General features: G+C 43.7%; 17 protein-coding genes. 8 read left to right on the top strand and 9 right to left on the bottom strand.

Translation table 11 applies throughout. The features are described 5' to 3' along the window. Nucleotides 1–60: 60 nt before the first annotated feature. The 4 genes from R7040_RS19125 to R7040_RS19140 form a co-directional block, all read right to left on the bottom strand. Nucleotides 61–3135, bottom strand: a complete 3075-nt coding sequence (locus R7040_RS19125) for an error-prone DNA polymerase (RefSeq protein ID WP_318096931.1) — start codon at nucleotides 3133–3135, stop codon at nucleotides 61–63. A 27-nt stretch (nucleotides 3136–3162) separates the two neighbouring features. Next, the gene (locus R7040_RS19130; protein ID WP_064354174.1) at nucleotides 3163–4566 is read right to left on the bottom strand and encodes a Y-family DNA polymerase; all 1404 of its coding nucleotides are present in this window, start codon (nucleotides 4564–4566) and stop codon (nucleotides 3163–3165) included. 4 nt (nucleotides 4567–4570) lie between these two features. Further along, a complete protein-coding gene (gene imuA, locus R7040_RS19135; RefSeq protein ID WP_053306608.1) occupies nucleotides 4571–5263 on the bottom strand; it encodes a translesion DNA synthesis-associated protein ImuA in 693 nt (230 codons plus the stop codon). Nucleotides 5264–5392: 129 nt separating this feature from the next. After that, nucleotides 5393–6139 (bottom strand): YciK family oxidoreductase, encoded by a 747-nt coding sequence (locus tag R7040_RS19140; protein ID WP_005372980.1) that lies wholly within the window; start codon nucleotides 6137–6139, stop codon nucleotides 5393–5395. Nucleotides 6140–6393: 254 nt separating this feature from the next. Here R7040_RS19140 and sohB point away from each other — a divergent pair, with 254 nt between their 5' ends. From sohB to R7040_RS19180, 8 genes are all read left to right on the top strand, one after another. Beyond that, entirely contained in the window at nucleotides 6394–7455 is a 1062-nt protein-coding gene (gene sohB / locus R7040_RS19145) for a protease SohB (protein WP_005385819.1), read from the top strand. 208 nt (nucleotides 7456–7663) lie between these two features. Then, nucleotides 7664–8344, top strand: coding sequence for a (d)CMP kinase (gene cmk, locus R7040_RS19150; RefSeq protein ID WP_021033981.1), 681 nt, complete (start codon nucleotides 7664–7666; stop codon nucleotides 8342–8344). A gap of 110 nt (nucleotides 8345–8454) precedes the next feature. Beyond that, the gene (rpsA, locus tag R7040_RS19155) at nucleotides 8455–10125 is read left to right on the top strand and encodes a 30S ribosomal protein S1 (protein WP_005385817.1); all 1671 of its coding nucleotides are present in this window, start codon (nucleotides 8455–8457) and stop codon (nucleotides 10123–10125) included. 213 nt (nucleotides 10126–10338) lie between these two features. Beyond that, on the top strand, nucleotides 10339–10620 hold the full coding sequence (gene ihfB, locus R7040_RS19160; RefSeq protein ID WP_005385816.1) for an integration host factor subunit beta: 282 nt from the start codon (nucleotides 10339–10341) through the stop codon (nucleotides 10618–10620). Between the two features lie 281 nt (nucleotides 10621–10901). Then, nucleotides 10902–11198: a LapA family protein gene (locus R7040_RS19165; RefSeq protein ID WP_005376663.1), complete on the top strand. Its 297-nt coding sequence runs from the start codon at nucleotides 10902–10904 to the stop codon at nucleotides 11196–11198. An 18-nt stretch (nucleotides 11199–11216) separates the two neighbouring features. Beyond that, the gene (gene lapB, locus R7040_RS19170; protein ID WP_005376665.1) at nucleotides 11217–12392 is read left to right on the top strand and encodes a lipopolysaccharide assembly protein LapB; all 1176 of its coding nucleotides are present in this window, start codon (nucleotides 11217–11219) and stop codon (nucleotides 12390–12392) included. A gap of 84 nt (nucleotides 12393–12476) precedes the next feature. Continuing rightward, nucleotides 12477–13178 (top strand): orotidine-5'-phosphate decarboxylase, encoded by a 702-nt coding sequence (pyrF, locus tag R7040_RS19175; protein WP_017821659.1) that lies wholly within the window; start codon nucleotides 12477–12479, stop codon nucleotides 13176–13178. A gap of 499 nt (nucleotides 13179–13677) precedes the next feature. Continuing rightward, nucleotides 13678–15516, top strand: coding sequence for an extracellular solute-binding protein (locus R7040_RS19180; protein WP_005376669.1), 1839 nt, complete (start codon nucleotides 13678–13680; stop codon nucleotides 15514–15516). 60 nt (nucleotides 15517–15576) lie between these two features. On the opposite strand, the gene R7040_RS19185 is transcribed toward R7040_RS19180, so the two are convergent. The 5 genes from R7040_RS19185 to R7040_RS19205 all read right to left on the bottom strand — a co-directional run bounded on the left by R7040_RS19185 (nucleotide 15577) and on the right by R7040_RS19205 (nucleotide 20447). Continuing rightward, nucleotides 15577–15816: a hypothetical protein gene (locus tag R7040_RS19185; RefSeq protein ID WP_005376679.1), complete on the bottom strand. Its 240-nt coding sequence runs from the start codon at nucleotides 15814–15816 to the stop codon at nucleotides 15577–15579. A gap of 206 nt (nucleotides 15817–16022) precedes the next feature. Further along, entirely contained in the window at nucleotides 16023–16796 is a 774-nt protein-coding gene (locus R7040_RS19190) for a hypothetical protein (protein ID WP_318081392.1), read from the bottom strand. A gap of 102 nt (nucleotides 16797–16898) precedes the next feature. Beyond that, nucleotides 16899–17477, bottom strand: a complete 579-nt coding sequence (locus R7040_RS19195) for a membrane integrity-associated transporter subunit PqiC (RefSeq protein ID WP_158156711.1) — start codon at nucleotides 17475–17477, stop codon at nucleotides 16899–16901. Further along, entirely contained in the window at nucleotides 17477–19123 is a 1647-nt protein-coding gene (gene pqiB, locus R7040_RS19200; RefSeq protein WP_005376682.1) for an intermembrane transport protein PqiB, read from the bottom strand. Before pqiB ends, R7040_RS19195 begins: the two co-directional genes overlap by 1 nt. Further along, the gene (locus R7040_RS19205) at nucleotides 19116–20447 is read right to left on the bottom strand and encodes a paraquat-inducible protein A (protein WP_005376683.1); all 1332 of its coding nucleotides are present in this window, start codon (nucleotides 20445–20447) and stop codon (nucleotides 19116–19118) included. The genes pqiB and R7040_RS19205 overlap by 8 nt, the downstream gene beginning before the upstream one ends. Between the last annotated feature and the right edge of the window lie 134 nt (nucleotides 20448–20581).

The raw sequence follows: 20581 nt of genomic DNA on the forward strand, positions 1-20581 counted from the left end.
AAATCAGAGGGAGCGCACCTCTCTCTGATTTTTAACATCTCTCTCCTTAATTCCTCTGTACTAATGGAAATCCCGAGATTTACTTTGTAGATTGTTCAAGTAGTGCGTGCAATCAATCAACTTGCCAGCAATAACGTGCGTGACTTCTCCCTCTCTTTCAAGAATGCCTTTCACCATTAATACTTTAGCGCCTAAATACGCTTGCTTTTGGGCTCGTGCTGTCGCTTGCCAAACGACCACATTAATGTTGCCCGTGTCATCTTCTAGCGTAAAAAATGTCACGCCAGCGGCGGTGCCTGGAGATTGTCTTCCTGTTACCACGCCTACCACTGTGACCAGTGACTTATGCGGCTTCTCTGCCAGTTGCATCATGCGAGTAAAGTGAGGGAGTTTGCCCGTTTCTTCTAATAATTTAATTGGATGGCGGCTAAGAGATAGTCCCGTGCTTGCGTAATCCTCAATTAAATTTTCATATTCAGAGGGTTGAGTCTGGTAGCTAACATTGGGTTCTTCGACCTTGTGAAACAATGGTAGGTCAGATAAGGAATCCATTGCTGCCCAGCGAGCGTTATAACGATTCCCCGATAAGGCCTGAAATGCATTGGCTGAAGCCAATAATTCAATGTCACTTCGGCTTCTTAATATCTGCTTTACTTCTTGAATCGTTCGGTAACCATTAAGTGGTTTGCGCTCAATAAGCCTTTGTGCGCTTTCTGCGTTAAAGCCTTTCACCAAGCGAAAACCAAGTTGCACGCCGAGCCTGCCATTCGGACGTGAGACGAGATGATGCTGATATTTTGAATGATTGACGCACACCGGCAATACTTCGATGCCATGTCGGCGAGCATCTTGTACTAATTGCGATGGGCTATAAAATCCCATTGGTTGGCTGTTCAATAATGCAGTGTAAAATTCGGCTGGGTAATAATATTTTAACCATGCAGAACAATATGCCAGCACTGCGAAAGACGCTGAATGACTTTCAGGGAAGCCGTACTCACCAAAGCCGCAAATCTGATCGAAAATGCGCTCAGCAAACGCTAAGTCATAACCTCTCTCTTGCATACCATTGATCAGTTTTGGTCTGAATTTAGCGAGATCGCCATTCTTTTTCCATGATGCCATCGCTCGACGGAGTTGATCGGCCTCGCCGCCGCTAAACCCTGCGGCTACCATGGCTAGCTTGATGACTTGCTCTTGGAAAATAGGGACGCCCATAGTCCGCTCCAGAATGCTTTTTACTTCTTCCGATGGATAACTGACAGGCTCTTTGTGATCTCGTCGTTTTAAAAAAGGATGCACCATATCACCCTGAATAGGGCCTGGACGAACAATTGCAATTTGAATCACTAAGTCGTAATAACAAGCAGGCTTTAGGCGAGGAAGCATGCTCATTTGTGCACGAGATTCAATTTGGAATACGCCTATCGTGTCAGCTTTTTGGATCATGCGGTACACGTGTGGATCATCTTGTCGGCGAGTGATCTCGGAAATCGAGAGGGATCGCTGGTGATGTTTCTCGACCAGTTGAAAGCACTTTTTGATGGCGTTTAACATGCCGAGTGCGAGTACATCGACTTTTAGTAGCTTCAAGCTTTCTAAATCGTCTTTATCCCATTGAATGATAGTGCGATCTTCCATCGAGGCATTTTCAACAGGTACCAACTCATATAAAGGGCCAGATGAAATTACAAAGCCACCTACGTGCTGAGATAAATGGCGTGGGAAGCCAATGATCTCGTTGACCAATTGGATAAACTGCTGCCCTTTGAGAGATTCTGGTTGTAAGCCAAGTTCAATAATTTGAGCTTGCCAGCCTTGGCTGCGATCTCGGCGATTAACGTTCTTAATGAAAAAATCTAATTGGGTCTCTTCAATCCCTAGTGCTTTACCGACTTCACGCACGGCACTTTTAAAGCGATAGCTGATCACTGTTGCAGCAAGTGCTGCACGCTCACGACCATATTTTTTGTAAATATACTGGATAACTTCTTCACGGCGCTCGTGTTCAAAGTCCACATCAATATCCGGCGGTTCCTTACGTTCTTTACTGATAAATCGTTCGAATAAGACAGCGATTTGTCGAGGATCGACGGCGGTAATTTCCAGGCAATAACACACTACAGAGTTTGCAGCGGAACCTCGCCCTTGGTAAAGAATACCTTGCTGTTTCGCAAACATTACGATGTCGTGAATAGTAAGGAAGTAGTAGTGGTATTTAAGCTCTTGAATAAGCGCCAGTTCATTCTCGATGGTTTGATTGACTTCTGCTGGCACGCCTTCAGGAAAACGCAGCTTTTTACCACGTTCGACCAACATACGTAAGTAAGAGTCGGGTGTATAACCATCTGGGATCAGCTCGGTAGGATATTCGTATTTTAAATCGGAGAGCTTAAACTCGCATAAATCGGCGATGTAAGTACTTTCTTCCAGCCATTCTGGTTTGTAAATCCGAATCAACTTTTTAAAAGGACGAAGCGCTCGCTCAGTATTCGAAATACGGTCAAAACCGAGTTTATCGACGCTACACCCATGTTTTATAGCAGTAAGTACATGCTGTAATGGCAAGCGTTCAACGTCATGCATGAGAACGCCTCCGCAGGCAGTTATAGGTAATTGAAATTCATGTGCTAACTGCTCGCAGTGCGCAATGTACTCAGTATCGTTGTTACTCAAATGGCGCTGAATCGCTACCCACAAACGATTAGCGTGGTGTTGATTGAGCCAGCGCCCCCAATAGTGATCACTCTCTTGATGTGTGGGCAGCCACAATACCAAACAATGTCGAACCGACATCAAATCCCATTCGAACAGTTGATAGTTGCCTTTTTCACTGCGTCTTCTTGCGTTTGTGATGATACGACACAACTCGGCATAAGCCTTGCGACAAGGGCAAAGCAGTACGATTTGGCATTCATCATTTAACCAAAACATACTTCCAACGATTTGTTTGATATCGAGTTTATGTTGTTCGATGGTCGCATGGGCTTTGACAACGCCCGCGACTGAACATTCATCCGTTATAGCTAGAGCTTGATAGCGATAGAAAGCAGCTTGGAGTACCAGCTCTTCTGCATGAGAAGCTCCAGTCAAAAAAGAGAAGTTAGACTGACAAAATAGTTCCGCGTAACTCATAATGACCCAACAAAAATAACTGTCGATTTAACAAAAATAGCCATGAAGAAACCAGTGCTTGTGCTGATCACGAAATATCCATAACCAGCGGCCTTGCTTGGTGTGTGCAATGTAGTAATCACGCATGATCTCATCACCATCCCACCACCCAGAAACTATTCGCTCAGGTCCGTGGACCAAAGAAACTTGCTCTTGCAATACAATGGGAGTCGGTAATTGCATTGCTGGGCGTAGTATGGATGGTATGGCGTGCCCCTTTTCATCCGTAGCATCAGCAGGGCGATACTGACTGGCCTTTTCTGGTCTAGGATCGCAAGCAATATTGGGTTTTAAAACGGCACTTTTTCCCAATTTAGCTTGCAGTAAAGAAAGCAACTCTAAAGCATTCATGTTTCCTTTCTGCCCAGCAAAGAGATCGCGTGATGCACTAAGAGGCTCACCTTGACGGATGACTTTTAACGTTAGCCCTGTGACTGGGCCATTAAGCGAGAGTGACTCTAAGCTCAAACTCGCTAACTGTTGCCAACGCTGACATAGGTAATCACCTTGCGCAGAAGTGAGTTGAAGGTGTTGCTCTTGTTTCTCACGCTGGTGGAGTGTTAAACACAGTTCAAAAGCGACCTTATCTCTTAATTTAAGAAAGATTTCGAGTTGACGAAGTAATTTGGCCAACGGCTTTTCAATCCACTGAACGTTTTCGATCTCAAACAACAGCTCTAAATAAACTTGGAAGGATTCGGTAGGGTGATAAAAGTCGACAGGGTGTTTAAACTGCCCAGTCAGTCGACCAACGTAGTTCACCAAATCGATATCAAAGCGTCGTGCGATGTCTTGCAATGGCAGTTCAAGCAGGTTTTGCAATGTGGTGACACCTACACGTTGTAACTTCTCTACGGTAGCGTTTGATAAATCTGTCAGTGTTAACGGTATTGGTGATAAGGCTTTTTGTATGGCAGATTTGTCTTCGCTGATGACGTTCGCTCCTGATAATGCCATCAATTTGGCAGCAAAAGGCGAAAAACCACATCCGAATTGAAAACTCAGTTTCAGCTCCGATAAGTGAGCTCTGACTTTGTTCCAATAGTTTTCAAACCCTTCATACAGAGCGAGCATTGGAGTAGCACGCAGCAAAATACCTTGGTTTGGCATCAACACAACGTCAGATGTGATCAAATACAGCCATTGAGCAATTTCTTGTAACTTGCTCCATTCGGTGTGCGGATGATAAGGATGCACTTGTAAATCTCGACACAAGGACGCAGCACTGCCTAGTCCCATACCTGGCTTAATGCCTTGTTGTTCGGCAATCTCGTTGTATTGAAGAATCTGGCAACGTTGGCTTTCGACAATCACCACGGGTTGTTCTTGGTTATCACCAAAGAGTGCGTCTAGCTGTAGGCGAGGGAAGTGCAAGTAAATCCACAGAGCCATATCACTAACCTTGGTTCGCCAGTGGGAAATTGACCACAGTCGAGTGCACAGTTTCAGATGATGGTTTCACCAGTTGCGGGTAATGGTGTTGGAAGCCGATACTAACGCTACCTCTATTCCAGCCTCCTTTCCTTTTCAGCACTTCAACATGAATCCCTTGCTCGTCGCCTTTCAGTTTTAAACTGAGTGACACAGGTAAAGACAAGCGGTTGATAGTATCTGTTTTAAGCATAAAGAGAGGGCAAGTACCTTGTTCACTCGCTACCTGTAAGCGTTTCACTTGATGTATTTCAAGCTCTTCTTGCCATAACAAAACATTACTGCATACCCCACTTTTCAGACATTGCTCTGCAGCCCAAAGAGCGTCTTTGGGGTGAGTTGGAGTAACGACCCACACTTGGTTTATATCCAACCCGATGTAGTGTAAAAACAGAGAATTCACTAGCGCAGGTGGTTGAATAAATGCGGTCACACCATTGGTCTGAGTGGCTTTTAAATAGGGAGCGAGCAAACGCAATTCACCAATACTACCAATAGATTCCATCTCCACTACGCCATGAGGTGGAAAGCCTCCGCCGAGCAAATCATCTAATTCAGAAAAACCGGAACTAGTCTGCAACTGCTGAGGATCTGCTTTCGTTAAATTTGCTTGCCAAACAAGGTGTTGGCTTTTTAAGTTCTGAATAATATCTTGCATAATAAATACCTGTATATATGTACAGTATATTTCTGTGGGAGAAAGTCGCAAGATTTTTATGAAGAGAGAAATGAAAAAAGGCAGCGTTTGCTGCCTTTTCAATCGATTATGTGAGGTAACCTGAATGAGTTATTTACGCTTCGGTTGAGCGTCGATGCACTGACCGTTCACATCGGTAACCGCAGGATCCATTAAGTGCAAATATAGCGGCATGATATCCAGTGGCGTTTTGAGAGTATTCGCATCTTCACCCGGATATGCTTTTTCACGCATGCGAGTACGAGTGGCACCAGGGTTAATTGCGTTAACGCGGATCGGTGTATCACTCAGCTCGTCAGCTAAAACTTGCATCATGCCTTCTACGGCAAATTTAGAGATAGCGTATGGCCCCCAGAATGCGCGGCCAGAGTGGCCGACGGTTGAAGAGGTAAAGATAATACGCCCAGCTTCTGATTTACGCATCACAGGCAGTAATGCTTGAGTCATTAGCACTTCGGCTTTCACGTTGATCTGCATGATATCGTCGAAGTCTTCCTCTTTGATTTGATCAAATGGACACAGCGAACTCAAGACACCTGCGTTGTGTAATAGACCATCCAAGCGACCAAACTGTCCTTCGATTGTCTCTGCCATATCAATGTAATTCTGCTGAGTTGCACCCTTGAGATCCAATGGAATGATAGCAGCTTGTGGATAGCCAGCAGCTTCAATCTCATCATAGATAGATTCAAGGTTTTGCACATTTCTACCCAAGAGAATAACAGTTGCACCGTGCTCGGCATAAGAAAGCGCGGCTTGACGGCCGATGCCATTACCAGCGCCAGTAACAAGAATGACTTTACCTTTTAGAGCATCAGCTGAAACGGAGTAGTTCACGGCGATAAATCCTTATTATTGTAAGAGGGTCCATGATAGTTAATTGACGCTAAAAAACGCCTGTTTCTCAATGGAAAATCTTGGTAATCGTGACAAGATGGTTACAATACACCAATTCATGTGTTATACCAATTCCAGAACTTTCGTTAGGTATGCTATCAATCAGAACAAGTGGTTACAAACCGCGCTGCCTTCTCGCTGATGTTTCTGCGTAACATACTAACGTCATCTGAAATGAGATAAAGGAGCTCTCGTTGGAATTTTTATTAGATTATGGTCTGTTTCTGGCCAAAATTATCACGGTGGTTGCTGCGATAATTGTTCTGCTCATTATTGCAAAATCGGCTGGTGGCAAATCGGGTGCGGCGAAAGGGGAGTTAGAGATTACCAACCTTTCAGAGCAACACAAACAATCTGTTGAGCAGTTAGAGCATCATTTGCATGACGATGCTTTCATCAAGGCTCGAGATAAAGCCGTCAAGAAAGAAGAAAAAGAGAAGAACAAATCTCGCGAGAAAGAAATCAAACAAGCGAGCAAAGACGGTTCATTAGATAGCAAGCGTGAACCACACCTATTTGTTCTTGATTTCAACGGTAGCATAGACGCAAAAGAAGTCGCGTCTCTACGTGAAGAAATCACCGCTATTTTGGCTGTCGCACGTGAAGGTGATGAAGTGTTACTTCGCTTAGAGTCTGGCGGTGGTATGGTTCATGGTTACGGCCTTGCCTCTTCTCAACTGGACCGAATCAAAGCTGCGGGTCTTCCTCTGACCATCTCTGTTGACAAAGTTGCGGCAAGTGGTGGTTACATGATGGCATGTGTAGCAGATAAGATTGTTTCTGCACCATTTGCAATTGTGGGGTCTATTGGCGTTATCGCACAAATTCCTAACTTCAACAAACTGTTGAAGAAACATGACATTGAGTACGAACAACTAACAGCGGGTGAATATAAACGCACGCTAACGATGTTCGGTGAGAATACCGATAAAGCGCGCGATAAGTTTAAGCAAGAACTTGAAGAAACACATGTCTTGTTTAAAGACTTCATCCGTGAGCGTCGTCCTAGTTTGGACCTAGACAAAGTAGCCACTGGTGAGCACTGGTTCGGTACACAAGCGAAAGAGCTTGGTTTGGTGGATGACATTAGTACATCTGATGATATCGTTGTTGCGGCATGCAAAGATAAAACTGTACTTTCTGTGCATTATGTACAAAAGAAAAAACTGGCCGACAAGCTAGCAGGTGTGGCGGGTAAAGTCGCTGATAGTGTGATTTTAAAGTTAGCTGAGCGTGGTCAAAAGCCGATTGTTTAATCGAGCTTAAGTTCATGACATTTAAAACGGCGAGGGCGGAAGCTCTCGCCGTTTTTGTTGAACTTTATGTTTATTGATGAATCCAATTACGCATTAGGTGTAATGCTTTACACGACATTTTTCCTCGCTCCAAAGACTGATTACCCGTATAATGTGCGCCTCGAAAACCGAGCAAATTGCTGAAAAGAAACTATTGGTGGAGAAGAACATGTCCTCTCAAACTCCGGTTGTAACCGTAGATGGACCTAGTGGTGCAGGTAAAGGCACTTTATGTATGTTGCTGGCGAAAAAGTTGGGTTTCCAACTCTTAGATTCTGGCGCAATTTATCGTGTACTTGCACTCGCTGCGATTCACCACGGTGTCGACACCGAGTCAGAAGATGCTCTTGTCCCACTAGCAACCCACCTAGACGTTCAATTTATCGCGGAAGGTGACTTAGTTAAGGTCATTCTAGAAGGCGAAGACGTGTCAGGGGAGCTTCGTAAAGAAGAAACGGGTATGGCAGCATCTAAAGTTGCGGCTTTGCCACGTGTTCGTGAAGCATTACTACGTCGTCAGCGTGCATTTGAGACCGCTCCGGGTCTGGTTGCTGATGGTCGTGATATGGGCACAATTGTATTCCCGAGTGCGCAAGCAAAAATCTTCCTTGATGCGAGTGCTGAAGAGCGTGCAAATCGACGCCTTAAACAGTTGCAAGAGAAAGGGTTAGATGTTAGATTTGCTGACCTTTTAAGCGAGATCCAAGAGCGTGACGACCGAGATCGTAACCGCCCAGTGGCGCCATTACGCCCTGCTGAGGATGCGCTTGTGCTAGATTCTACGTCGATGACTATCGACGAAGTAGTAGAAAAGGCACTACAATATATCGAATCGAAGCTAGCTGAGTAATAATACTCGACTAGGCTAAGAGCGTTGGTCGCAAGGATGATGACTGGCGAATTTAATAACCCCATGCGGTAGGATACCCGTGGAAGTTTAATTTATTGAAGATTAATTAAATGACTGAATCTTTTGCTCAACTCTTTGAAGAGTTTCTAAACGAAACAGAATTCCAACAAGGCAGCATCGTTAAAGGTACTGTAGTAGCTATCGAGAACGGTTTCGTTCTTGTTGACGCTGGTCTTAAGTCTGAATCTGCTATCCCTGCTGAACAGTTCAAGAACGCTGCTGGCGAACTTGAAGTTGAAGTTGGCGCTGAAGTAGACGTAGCTCTAGACGCTGTTGAAGATGGTTTCGGTGAAACTCAACTTTCTCGTGAGAAAGCTAAGCGTCACGAAGCTTGGATCGTACTTGAGAAAGCTTACGAAGAAGCTGAAACTGTTGTTGGTATCATCAACGGTAAAGTTAAAGGCGGTTTCACTGTTGAACTAAACGGTATCCGTGCTTTCCTTCCTGGCTCTCTAGTAGACGTACGTCCAATCCGCGACACTGCTCACCTAGAAAACAAAGAGCTAGAGTTCAAAGTTATCAAACTTGACCAAAAACGTAACAACGTAGTTGTTTCACGTCGTGCAGTTATCGAATCAGAGAACAGCGTTGAGCGTGACGAGCTTCTAGAAACTCTACAAGAAGGTTCTGAAGTTAAAGGTATCGTTAAGAACCTTACTGACTACGGTGCGTTCGTTGACCTAGGTGGCGTTGACGGTCTTCTACATATCACTGATATGGCTTGGAAGCGCGTTAAGCACCCATCTGAAATCGTTAACGTTGGTGACGAGATCCAAGTTAAAGTTCTTAAGTTCGACCGTGAGCGTACTCGCGTATCACTAGGTCTTAAGCAACTAGGCGAAGATCCATGGGTAGCAATCGCTAAGCGTTACCCAGAAGGTCACAAACTAACTGGTCGCGTAACTAACCTAACTGACTACGGCTGCTTCGTTGAAATCGAAGAAGGCGTTGAAGGTCTAGTTCACGTTTCAGAAATGGATTGGACTAACAAGAACATCCACCCTTCTAAAGTTGTTAATGTTGGCGACGAAGTTGAGGTTATGGTTCTTGAAATCGACGAAGAACGTCGTCGTATCTCTCTAGGTCTGAAACAGTGTAAAGCTAACCCATGGCAGTCATTCGCTGAAGCACAAGCTAAAGGCGACAAAGTTACTGGTAAGATCAAGTCTATCACTGACTTCGGTATCTTCATCGGTCTAGAAGGCGGCATCGACGGTCTAGTTCACCTATCTGACATTTCTTGGAATGTTGCTGGCGAAGAAGCTGTACGTGAGTACAAGAAAGGCGACGAGATCTCTGCAGTTGTTCTAGCAGTAGACGCTGAGCGTGAGCGCATCTCTCTAGGCATCAAGCAAATGGAAAATGACCCATTCAATGCTTACGTTGCTGACAACAAGAAAGGTGTTCTAGTTAACGCTACTGTAACTGCTGTTGACGCTAAAGGCGCTACTGTTGAAATCGCAGAAGGCGTTGAAGGTTACATCCGTGCTTCTGAAGTATCACGCGATCGCGTAGAAGATGCTTCTCTAATCCTAAGCGCTGGTGATGTTGTTGAAGCGAAGTTCACAGGTGTAGACCGTAAGAACCGCGTAATCAACCTATCTATCAAAGCTAAAGACGAAGCTGACGAGCAAGAAGCAATGGCATCTATCAACAAGCAAGATGACAATGCATTCGGTAACGCAATGGCTGACGCTTTCAAAGCTGCTAAAGGCGAATAATATACTCGCTTAAGCAAAAAAGGAGCCGCAAGGCTCCTTTTTTATATTTGGTCATATTTAAGTAGTAATACTAATGACAGTAAACTATCTTAATAAAAGGCATTTCTTCATTGCGCATTTTGCATAAAATTTGTCTAGAATTGTCAGCAAGTGTTTGTTGGAATTAGTATTACTTACTATAATAAGTGATAAAGATACTCAAAGAGGGCAACTATGACTAAGTCTGAACTGATTGAAAGACTCTGCGCTGAGCAAACACACTTATCAGCGAAAGAGGTAGAGGATGCTGTAAAAGATATTTTAGAGCACATGGCCTCTACACTAGAGAGCGGTGACCGTATCGAGATCCGTGGCTTTGGTAGTTTTTCTCTTCATTACCGCGAGCCTCGCGTAGGTCGTAACCCTAAAACGGGCGATAAAGTGGAATTGGAAGGTAAATACGTTCCACATTTCAAACCTGGTAAAGAACTTCGTGAGCGTGTAAATATTGGTTAATGCACTCTTATTAGTTTGAAAAAAGCGGCATACGTTTGTGTATGCCGCTTTTTTGTAATGTATCCAAGTTAGTCATACATCCAAGATCGTTTACTAATCTAATTGTGGATTCAGCCGTTTTCCTTGCTGCTTTCTATACCCAAATAACTTTAACTTCTAAGCATGTCTACAAACTAAGCATCTTGAGGTTACTTGGGTATAGATTATTGCTAATATACGTAGTCTGAAGAAGCATTTTCCTGCATAATCTTACCGACTTACTCCTAGAAGGGTGATGTAACATGAAAATTATAAAAATCGTTGCTGTTTTAGCTCTCTTTTTAATTGCATTGGCGTTAGGTTCCCAAAACCAAGAGCTCGTGACTTTTAACTATCTTCTAGCAAAAGGAGAGTTCCACTTATCTACGCTATTAGGTGTAGTATTTGTGGTTGGCTTTGCTTTAGCGTGGGTTATCTTTGGTAGCATCCAACTGAAAACTCAGCTACAGGTCCGTCGTTTAAAGAAAAAACTGAAAAAGTACGAACCAACTGAATCAAACAACGCTGCTGATAAGCCAGCCATTGAAAAACAGGCATAAGGATAAGGCTTAACTTTAATGCTTGAACTACTCTTCTTGTTGTTGCCTATAGCTGCTGCGTATGGCTGGTATATGGGGCATCGCAGCGCTCAGCAAGACAAGCAGAAGCAATCTCATCAAATCTCTCGTCAGTATATGACGGGTCTTAATCTGCTGCTCTCTGACCAATCAGATAAGGCTGTCGATCACTTTATTGAATTGCTCCAAGTTGATAACGAGACCATCGATACTCACCTTGCGTTGGGTAACCTGTTCCGGTCTCGTGGTGAAGTCGACCGCGCAATCAGAATTCACCAAAATCTTATTTCTCGTTCAGGCTTAACACTGGACCAAAAGAACCTCGCCCTTCAACAGTTAGCGAAAGACTACATGGTCTCTGGTTTTCTTGATCGTGCAGAGAAAATCTTTGAACAGTTAGTCGAAGAGCCAGATTACAAAGAGGCGGCTCTTCAACAATTAGTGACCATTTATCAGCAAACACGAGAATGGGAAAAGGCGATTTATTACGCGAACCAATTGGCTAAGTTAGGTAATAAACGCTCAAGGATGCGTGCAAATATTGCCCATTTTTGGTGTGAAATAGCCATGCTCGACCAAGCTGATGGGAATACTAATAAGGCAATACAGCATTTTAAAAAAGCGTTAGCGGAAGACCCGAAGTGTGTTCGAGCAAGTATTGCTTTGGGACGAATTTACCTAGAGTCTGAAGACTATAAGCACACCATCAAATATCTGACGGGGGTACTTGAGCAAGATAAAGACTTTATCAGTGATGTCTTGCCAACTATTGCAGAATGCTATCATCATCTGGGTCAGGAAGATGAACTTGTCGAGTTTCTGAGAGCTTGTATTGATAAGAAAGCAGGCGTATCAGCCGAGTTGATGTTGGCTCAATTAGTTGCTCATCACGAGAACGTTGGGGCTGCTCAAGAGTTACTGACGAAACAATTGCTGAAAAACCCAACCATGAAGGGCTTCTACCGTTTAATTGACTACCACATTGCAGAAGCAGAAGATGGTCGAGCGAAAGACAGCCTATCAACACTACAAGCGATGGTGGGTGAACAGTTAAAAGTGAAACCGCATTACCGATGCCGGAAGTGTGGATTTTCTACCCATTCCCTTTATTGGCATTGTCCGTCCTGTAAAGGATGGGGGACGATCAAGCCAATCCGCGGATTGGATGGTGAATAATTCTTAATGCAGCTGGCAGAGTTTCTGTCCGCTGCATTTTTTTAACTTTTTATTTAATAAGAACCAAAACAGTTAGGAGATGAAATGATCGACCAAAAAGTTATTGTCGCACTGGATTATGATAACCAAGCAGATGCACTTGCGTTTGTAGATAGAATTGATCCTGCGTCATGCCGACTAAAAGTTGGCAAGGAGATGTTTACGCTATTTGGTCCTGATTTTGTACGTGAACTCCATAAACGTGGTTTCTCGGTATTCCTAGATTTAAAATTTCACGATATTCCAAACACCTGTTCGAAAGCAGTTCGCGCTGCGGCTGAAATGGGTGTATGGATGGTGAACGTACACGCGAGCGGTGGTGAGCGTATGATGACGGCATCACGTGAAATTCTTGAGCCATATGGTAAAGATCGTCCACTTCTTATCGGTGTAACGGTACTAACCAGTATGGAACAAAGTGATTTAGCTGGTATTGGTTTGAATGTTGCGCCTCAGGAGCAAGTGATTCGTCTAGCAACCTTGACCAAAAACGCGGGCTTAGATGGTGTCGTATGTTCAGCGCAAGAGTCCTCACTACTGAAGAGCGAACTAGGCCAAGAATTTAAATTAGTGACCCCTGGTATTCGACCTGCTGGTTCAGAACAAGGTGACCAACGCCGTATCATGACGCCAGTAGACGCTATCCAATCAGGTTCAGATTATCTTGTGATTGGTCGCCCTATCACTCAAGCGTCAAATCCTGCAGAAGTGCTGAAGTCGATCAATGAGAGCTTATCTAAAATGTAAGCACTGTCTCGATTGTATGGAGAAAAGTGAGGCTAAGATGCCTCACTTTTTATATCGAGTGAAAATACTGATCGCGGTAAACAACCATTCCTTTTAACCAGCTATGTCTGATCATTTACTCGCTGTAACTGGTATATCGGGGCCAATTGAGATAAAGGTTCTGCGGTTTATTCTGAGTAAAGTAGGGCTTGGTACTATGCTGATCACACTTTTGTAACATAACTCACTGTGATGCCTCGAAAATGCAATCATGTGTTATTGATGGCTTGCGTTACAAATATCTAAAGAATACTATGGCGAAGATGCATTCACTGCGTTGTAAGGTCTAGGATGACCTAGTGAAACTCTTTGAAATTAATATAGAAGCTGGCAGGACGTCACTTCATATTACGTTCCTATTATTTCCTATCTGCGTATTTTAAATCGCAGCTTTCTGTGAGCTTTCACACGCTGTCTTCCTTGTTACGACCTTAGTGCGCAAACACAACAAGGAAGAAACATGACTAAAAAACTGCCATTTTCAGTACTAGCAACACTGACCGCTGCCAGTTTTCAACTGAGTGCGGCAGAATTGCCAGCTGATATCGAATGGATTTCAAACAACAACGAACCTCTATTTGCCTCTGAAGAGGCGGTACGAGGTGGCACCTATCGCACTTACATTCAGAGCTTTCCGCAAACATTACGAAGTGTTGGTCCAGATGCGAACTCAGGTTTGCGCCAATACTTAATGGATGGTTCACCAAAACTGGCTCAGCGTCATCCAAATACTGGCAAATGGATCCCTCAACTTGCTAAGTCATGGGCATTTGGAGAAGACAACAAAACCGTATTCTTTAAACTCGACGAAACGGCCGAGTGGTCAGATGGTGAAAAAATTACAGCAGATGATTACGTCTTTATGATGAAGTACTACACGTCAAAAGACATTATCGACCCGTGGTATAACGACTTCTTCACAAACAGTATTGTGAGTGTTGAAAAAATTGATGACTACACGATCAAAGTCAATCTTGCTGTAGCTCAAAGTCATGACTCACTTATGGTTATGATTAACATGCCAAGTAATGGTTTTCAGCCTCGTCCTGAACACTTCTTTGAAGGAGAAAAGGACGCAAATAACGATGGCATGCCTGATAACTTCGTCAGAAAGTTTAACTTTAAATCTGAGCCAACCGCAGCGCCTTACTACATTGATCAAGTGAAGAAAGGTAAGAGCGTGACATTCAAACATGTCGGTGAAGATTGGTGGGGATACAACAACCGCTACTATAAAAACCGTTATAACGTTGAAAAGGTTCGCATTAAGGTGATTCGCGATCCTGATATTGCCATGAAGCACTTTGAGAAAGGCAACTTAGACTACTTTGAGATGGTGCTACCAAGCTTTTGGCATGACAAAACCAATAGTGATGTGTACAAAAAAGGCTATATCCAAAAGTACTGGGGCTTTAACGAAGCACCGCAAGGAGCTGGTGGTCTTTGGATGAACACAGCGATGCCGATGTTGGATAACCTAGAAGTGCGTAAAGGTGTTATGGCAGCCACTGACTATGACGGCATGATTGAAAACATCATGCGTGGAGATTATTCACGTAAACCGCATGGACTCGGCTTTGGTCATGGCGAATACGATGATCCTAACAATACACCGCCAAAGTTTGATGCTGATGCGGCGGTTAAACACTTCGAAAAAGCGGGCTTTGACAAAGTGGGCGCAGATGGTATTCGTATTAACGACAAGGGCCAACGCTTGAGCTTTGCTATCACCTATGGATACAACTCTTGGACACCGCGTATTGCATACCTGAAAGAGCAAGCGAAACTTGCTGGTCTTGAGTTCACGTTAAATTTGGTGGATGGCTCATCTGCGTTTAAATACATTCTTGAGAAAAAGCATCAGCTAGCGTTTTTGAATATGGGCTCTGGTGAGATCCCTGCGTATTGGGAATACCTACACTCGGATAATGCAAATCGACCACAAACGAATGCTCACACCAACTACAGCAGCCCTGAGCTAGACAAGTTAATTGAAGCGTATGATTCTGAGTTTGATCAGGAGAAGCGTTACGACTTGTCGCATCAAATCCAAAACTATGTCAGCAAAGCGAACATCATCGTTCCTGGCTACATGGTGCCTTATTCTCGAGTTGCTCATTGGCGCTGGGTTAAAATTCCTAAAAACGGCATGACAAAAGCGACAGAATGGGTGCTTCATCCAATGGATATCGGTAATTTCTGGATTGATAACCAAGTAAAAGAAGAGACAGAAGAAGCGATGGACGAGGGTAAAACTTTCCCAGAATTAACGGTAATTGATGATCGTTACAAATTGTAAATCAGTAGTTTAGATAGAAAATGATAGCCCCGGTAATGAATTTTATCGGGGCTTTCTTTTTTACTTAATAAGGTAAGACGCTTCTAAAAGGTAGGTTTTTGCATCACCAAGCAAAGAGAACGCTTTATCGATGGTTTTAAATCGATCATCAAGCGAGTCGCTTGATATCAGCTGGCTGAATGTTTGCAACGAGAAAGCTTCGTTTGCTTTGAAGAACTGATGTACGTTTTCAAGCTGCACTTTATGAATATGCTCCACCTTATTTAGGGCGGTGGTTAAATCGGAAATGTTAATCGACATTGCTATTCGGGAACCTTATCAACAAGACCTATATGAGGTCATAGAGTGGGGTTTTATATTTTGTGACAGAGAGTAGCACCGAAGAGCAATTTATAGTCTGATGAAGATCAATTTGCCTTATTTAAGCATCTGTAACGTGGCACTAGACGTGTACCTAGAGTTGGTACAAGTTACAACGCTTGAATATAGGCTAGGGTTCAACCTAATCAAAAGTAAAAGCCAAGTCCGACTAAAAGCCCTTGAGAAGCCGTATCATATTCAAATACCTCTTCATTTTTGTAATCGACCCAGGTCGACTTGTAAGCTAAGTTGAGATCAGACCATTCGTTAAAGCTATAACGAACACCAGTTTGAATGGCATAAGTGAAGTGAGTCTCGTTGCCAAGTCCGGCGTCGATGCTGGCATGAAATCGCCAGTTTTCGCTCAATTCATCAATGAGTCGCAAGCCAACTAAAAAATCGACCCAATCTTCTTGTAATGACAGTCTATCTTCTAGTACCCGGTTGTCATTACGATACAGCTTGCCGGTGATGTCATTGTCCCACCAACGTAATCCAAACATATAATCCAGTTTACCAAATGAATATTGTTCGCGTTGGAATGCCTTTGCTTCTAGAACACCTTGCCGTATTTCGATGTCCGCACGATAACGAGCGTTAGGCAGAGCGCCCTTGATATTATTAACATCACCACTTAAGTTCATGAAACTATAATCTATGTAGTAGCCCCACTTACTTTGGTAAATACTCTCGAATCGCAACATCGCCCCAATATCGAGGTGGTCTACGATGAACTTAGGATCGACATCCACCTCTGATGAAAAGCGACCAATACTGGTATCCCCGTGGATATTCAGTCCTAGCATGTACACTTCTATGCTATTTCGCCAACGAGATTCTTGTGTCTCGGCTGAGAGCGCTACTGATGTAGGTAATACAAGAATGAGTGAGGAGAGTGATAGCAGGTTACATGGTTTCATCCAATTTCCTTTTCGGCTTTTCGTCAGCTTTCAGCTTAGTAGAAGTCGCTACACTCTGCATAAAAAAGGGAAGCAACTTGCTTCCCTGTAATTAACATTGACTTAGAGTTGTTTGGCAATGTCTGAGGTTAGGCTTTCTAAGCCTATGGATAAAGCGTTGACGAGCGCTTCATAGCCCTCATCTTGAAGCGGCTGAGAGATTTGTATTGGCGCGCTGTTTTCTACCTTACCTTCGGCATTAATGAGTAACCATTCCCCCTCAATTTCGATATTACCTTTGTAGCTGCCATTAAATTTATTTAACGTAAGCTGGAGTTTGGCTTCACCGCTTTGATCCAACAGATTATTCATTTCAGCCGGCCAGTAATGACTTTGCTTGTGACGCAGCTCCGCGACGACTCTCTGAGTGATTTGCTCAGAAATACTGTGCGCCCATTGATTGTGTTTCGCCTGAATAACTTGGGTCTCAGAGGTTCGATAAACAATGCCACTATCATTCAAATAACTCGCCAATGTCACTGGACGAACAACTAAAGTTGGGCGCTGAGCGATATCAGAAGAGCTCAGCGTCACTGGTTCCACCTTAGGTAGAAGGTACATAGCTCCTTTAGTTTGCGGAGCGCTACTGCAACCCGTTAGACCGACAAATAGCGCGATAGACAGAAAGAATACTCGTTTCATTAGTTTTGGCCTTTAACTGGTATTGGGTCACTGATTTCATCTTCTCCAAACACAAGAGAGTTTGGCTTTTCGTTTAGCTGTTTAAGTACGGGTTTAAACTCTGTCATCACGCTTTCTAATTCTTTTAGCGTGGCTTCCATTTCGCTGTACATGGTTGAGTTGGGCCCATAACCATCGAGTGTTTTTTGTAATTGCTGTAAGCTTTGGCGAATATCTGTTGGGATCTCTTGCGTCTCTTTTTGATTCAAAAGTTTATCAATACTGTCCGCCACGCGTTCTGCTGAAGCTAACGTTTTTTCAGACGTTTTTAACGTTGAATTGAGAGAATCTAGCGTTTCTTCCATCGGTAAGTTATTAATCTTATTTAGGAAGTCGTTCACTTGGCGCTGAACCTGCGCAAAACCACCACGCATGGTTGGGAAAACATCTAAATCAGCAAACTTACTCGGTACGTAAGGCTCGTCATTTGGATAGAAGTCGGCGTCAACATACAGTGCGCCTGTTAATAAGTTACCTGTTTTTAAAGTACCACGTAGGCCTTTAGCAAACTCACTCTTCAATTTATCTTTTAACATTGGTAAAGATTGGGATTGGAAATCGCCATAAACACGGCCGAGCTCGATACGTACCAATACAGGGATTTTTTTCGCAGAAAAGTTCTCTTCTGGGGTTGGAAGTCGCATTGGTACACGCATCACAGTACCAATTCTCAAGCCTCGATATTCGACAGGTGCCTTACGTTTAAGTCCTCGTACCGATTCATCAAAAAGCATAACGAATTCAATATAATCATCGTACATGCCTTCTCGAAGTTGTTTAATATCATCGTACAAGCGGAAGTTGACCATATTTTCAGTGAGCTGTTCACCGGATTCAAGACCTGGAACGGTATCGAAGGTAACACCACCCGTTAGCATGCTCTCTAATGAGCCAAACTTGACTTCGAACCCTTCAGCGTTGAGCTGTAAATCTACGCCAGAATTCAGCCAGAACTTGGTACGAGTGCGCACTAAGCTGTCATAAGGCTTGAAAATAAAGAGTTGGTATAACGCTTTGCGAGTGTCAACATCAAAGCTGGTTTTCTCTACACGACCAACCGTAAAGCCTTTATAAATGACGGGGTCACCAACGCCTAGCTTACCAGCCTCGCGGTGTGTTAACACAAGGCGTAACCCCTCTGCATCAGGAGAGGCGACTGGGGGAACATCTAAGACCGTAAAGCGCTCTTTCTCTATCTTAGATTTACCCGGCTGAAGTTGGATATAAGCGCCAGAGAGCAAGGTCTCTAAACCTGAAACGCCATCACGGCCAATACGAGGCTTCACAACCCAAAACATGGTGTCATCTCGCAGCATGCGTTCTGCATCCTTGTTCATTTGTGCCTTAGCGATGATGTGATCGTAATTTTCACTGAGAGTGACTTCAGTAATCAGTCCGACTTTTACATTCAATGCTCGGATTTCGGTTTTGCCAACCTCAATCCCATCTGCGGTTGGCAGTTGGAGAGTAATTTGTGGGCCTGTACTGTTGATATATTGGAACAGCATCCACGCTCCCATGGCTAGCGCAAGGATCGGGACAATCCATATCGCAGAAATCTGCTTTTGCGGTTTTATTTGAGCGGTTACGTTGTTCTCATCACTCATATTTGGCTTTCTCGTTTAAGTTGTCAGAAATCGGCTCCTGCACTTCGTTTTGTGGCAATTGCCACAACAAACGTGAGTCAAATATCATTGCAGAAAGCATAGTAAAAATGACCACTGCCGCGAAAGAGAGCGCAGCAGGACCTGGATAAATCGCCATTAAGTTTTGCAGCTGAACCAGTGCAACTAAGATCGCGACGACGAAGATATCGATCATGGACCAACGGCCAATAAACTCAGTTATGCGGTAGATCTTTAAGCGTGAAATACTCTCTTCGTGCGGAAGATATCGCGCTTTTTGCGCATTGTAATACAGCCACGCGAGTGCCAGCATTTTCGCCATTGGAATAAATACGCTAGCAAAGAAAATTACCATCGCAATAGGGTAAGAACCTAAATGCCAAAGCAATATTACCCCCTCCATGATAGTCGAACCTTCTGCATGTCCAAGGCTTACGGTGTACATCATAGGGTAGAGGTTCGCAGGGATATAGAAAATGATTGAAGCAAACAAAAGCGCCCAAGCTTTTTGTAAATTGTCTGCGGGGTTGTATTTGTGAATAGGGCTTTTACAACGAATGCAGTGTTGGTGTTTTTTAGCTTCAATAGGGTTGAGCTGGTGGCACGTATGACAACCAATATGGTTGTGGTTATGGTGCGTATCACCCTCTTTTACATCAGGTAGCTCGATAGCTGGAATAAAGTGCCCCCAGAGCCAGCTTTTGTCGACCATTGATATGCATTTGACTACCAGAACGGTATATACACAAAACGCCCAGAATGAAGTGCCCATTCCTATGTCTGCGAGGGAAGCGATTTTAATTAAGCTGACCAACACGCCAATCAAAAATACATCCACCATTAACCAAGGTTCGACTCGAAACAGAAGACGGCATAAAACTTTTGCCATTCGTTGCTGCTTTTTAGAGGGGGTATGTTTACGTGCTTTTAATGCTTCAAGGTGAAGAAAGAGAATGAGACCAACATAGATTGCAGGCAAAACGATAACTGTTGCGAGTAGCAGCACACCCAAAAGCACATTTTGAAACTCAGCCAGCATTTTGGCAGCGTGCAACAAGGTGATTTCTTGCGACAACCCTTGCACGCTGAACGACATAAAAGGGAAAGAAATGCTTAGCACTAACATGATCAAACATGCCGATGATATGGCGATCACGCTTTGGTAAGGCTTGGCATTCACTTTAGTCAGCGAATGCGAACATCGAGGACATTGTGCTTTTTGCCCCTGTTCGATATCGGGAATGCGAACAACAAGGCCGCACTCTTCGCATGAAATTAACTGACGGGAATTAGGTTGAATACTCATCGGGTAGGTTTTAGATTCATTTGCTTTAAGAATACTCTTTTTTCACTAGGCACGCTTGTTTTGATTCAGGAGTTTACGAGTTTCTTACTTTTGGCATTAGAGGATATGGGAGATCTAAGACATAAACGAAGTCG

The sequence above is a fragment of the Vibrio sp. 1069 genome (assembly GCF_033340555.1).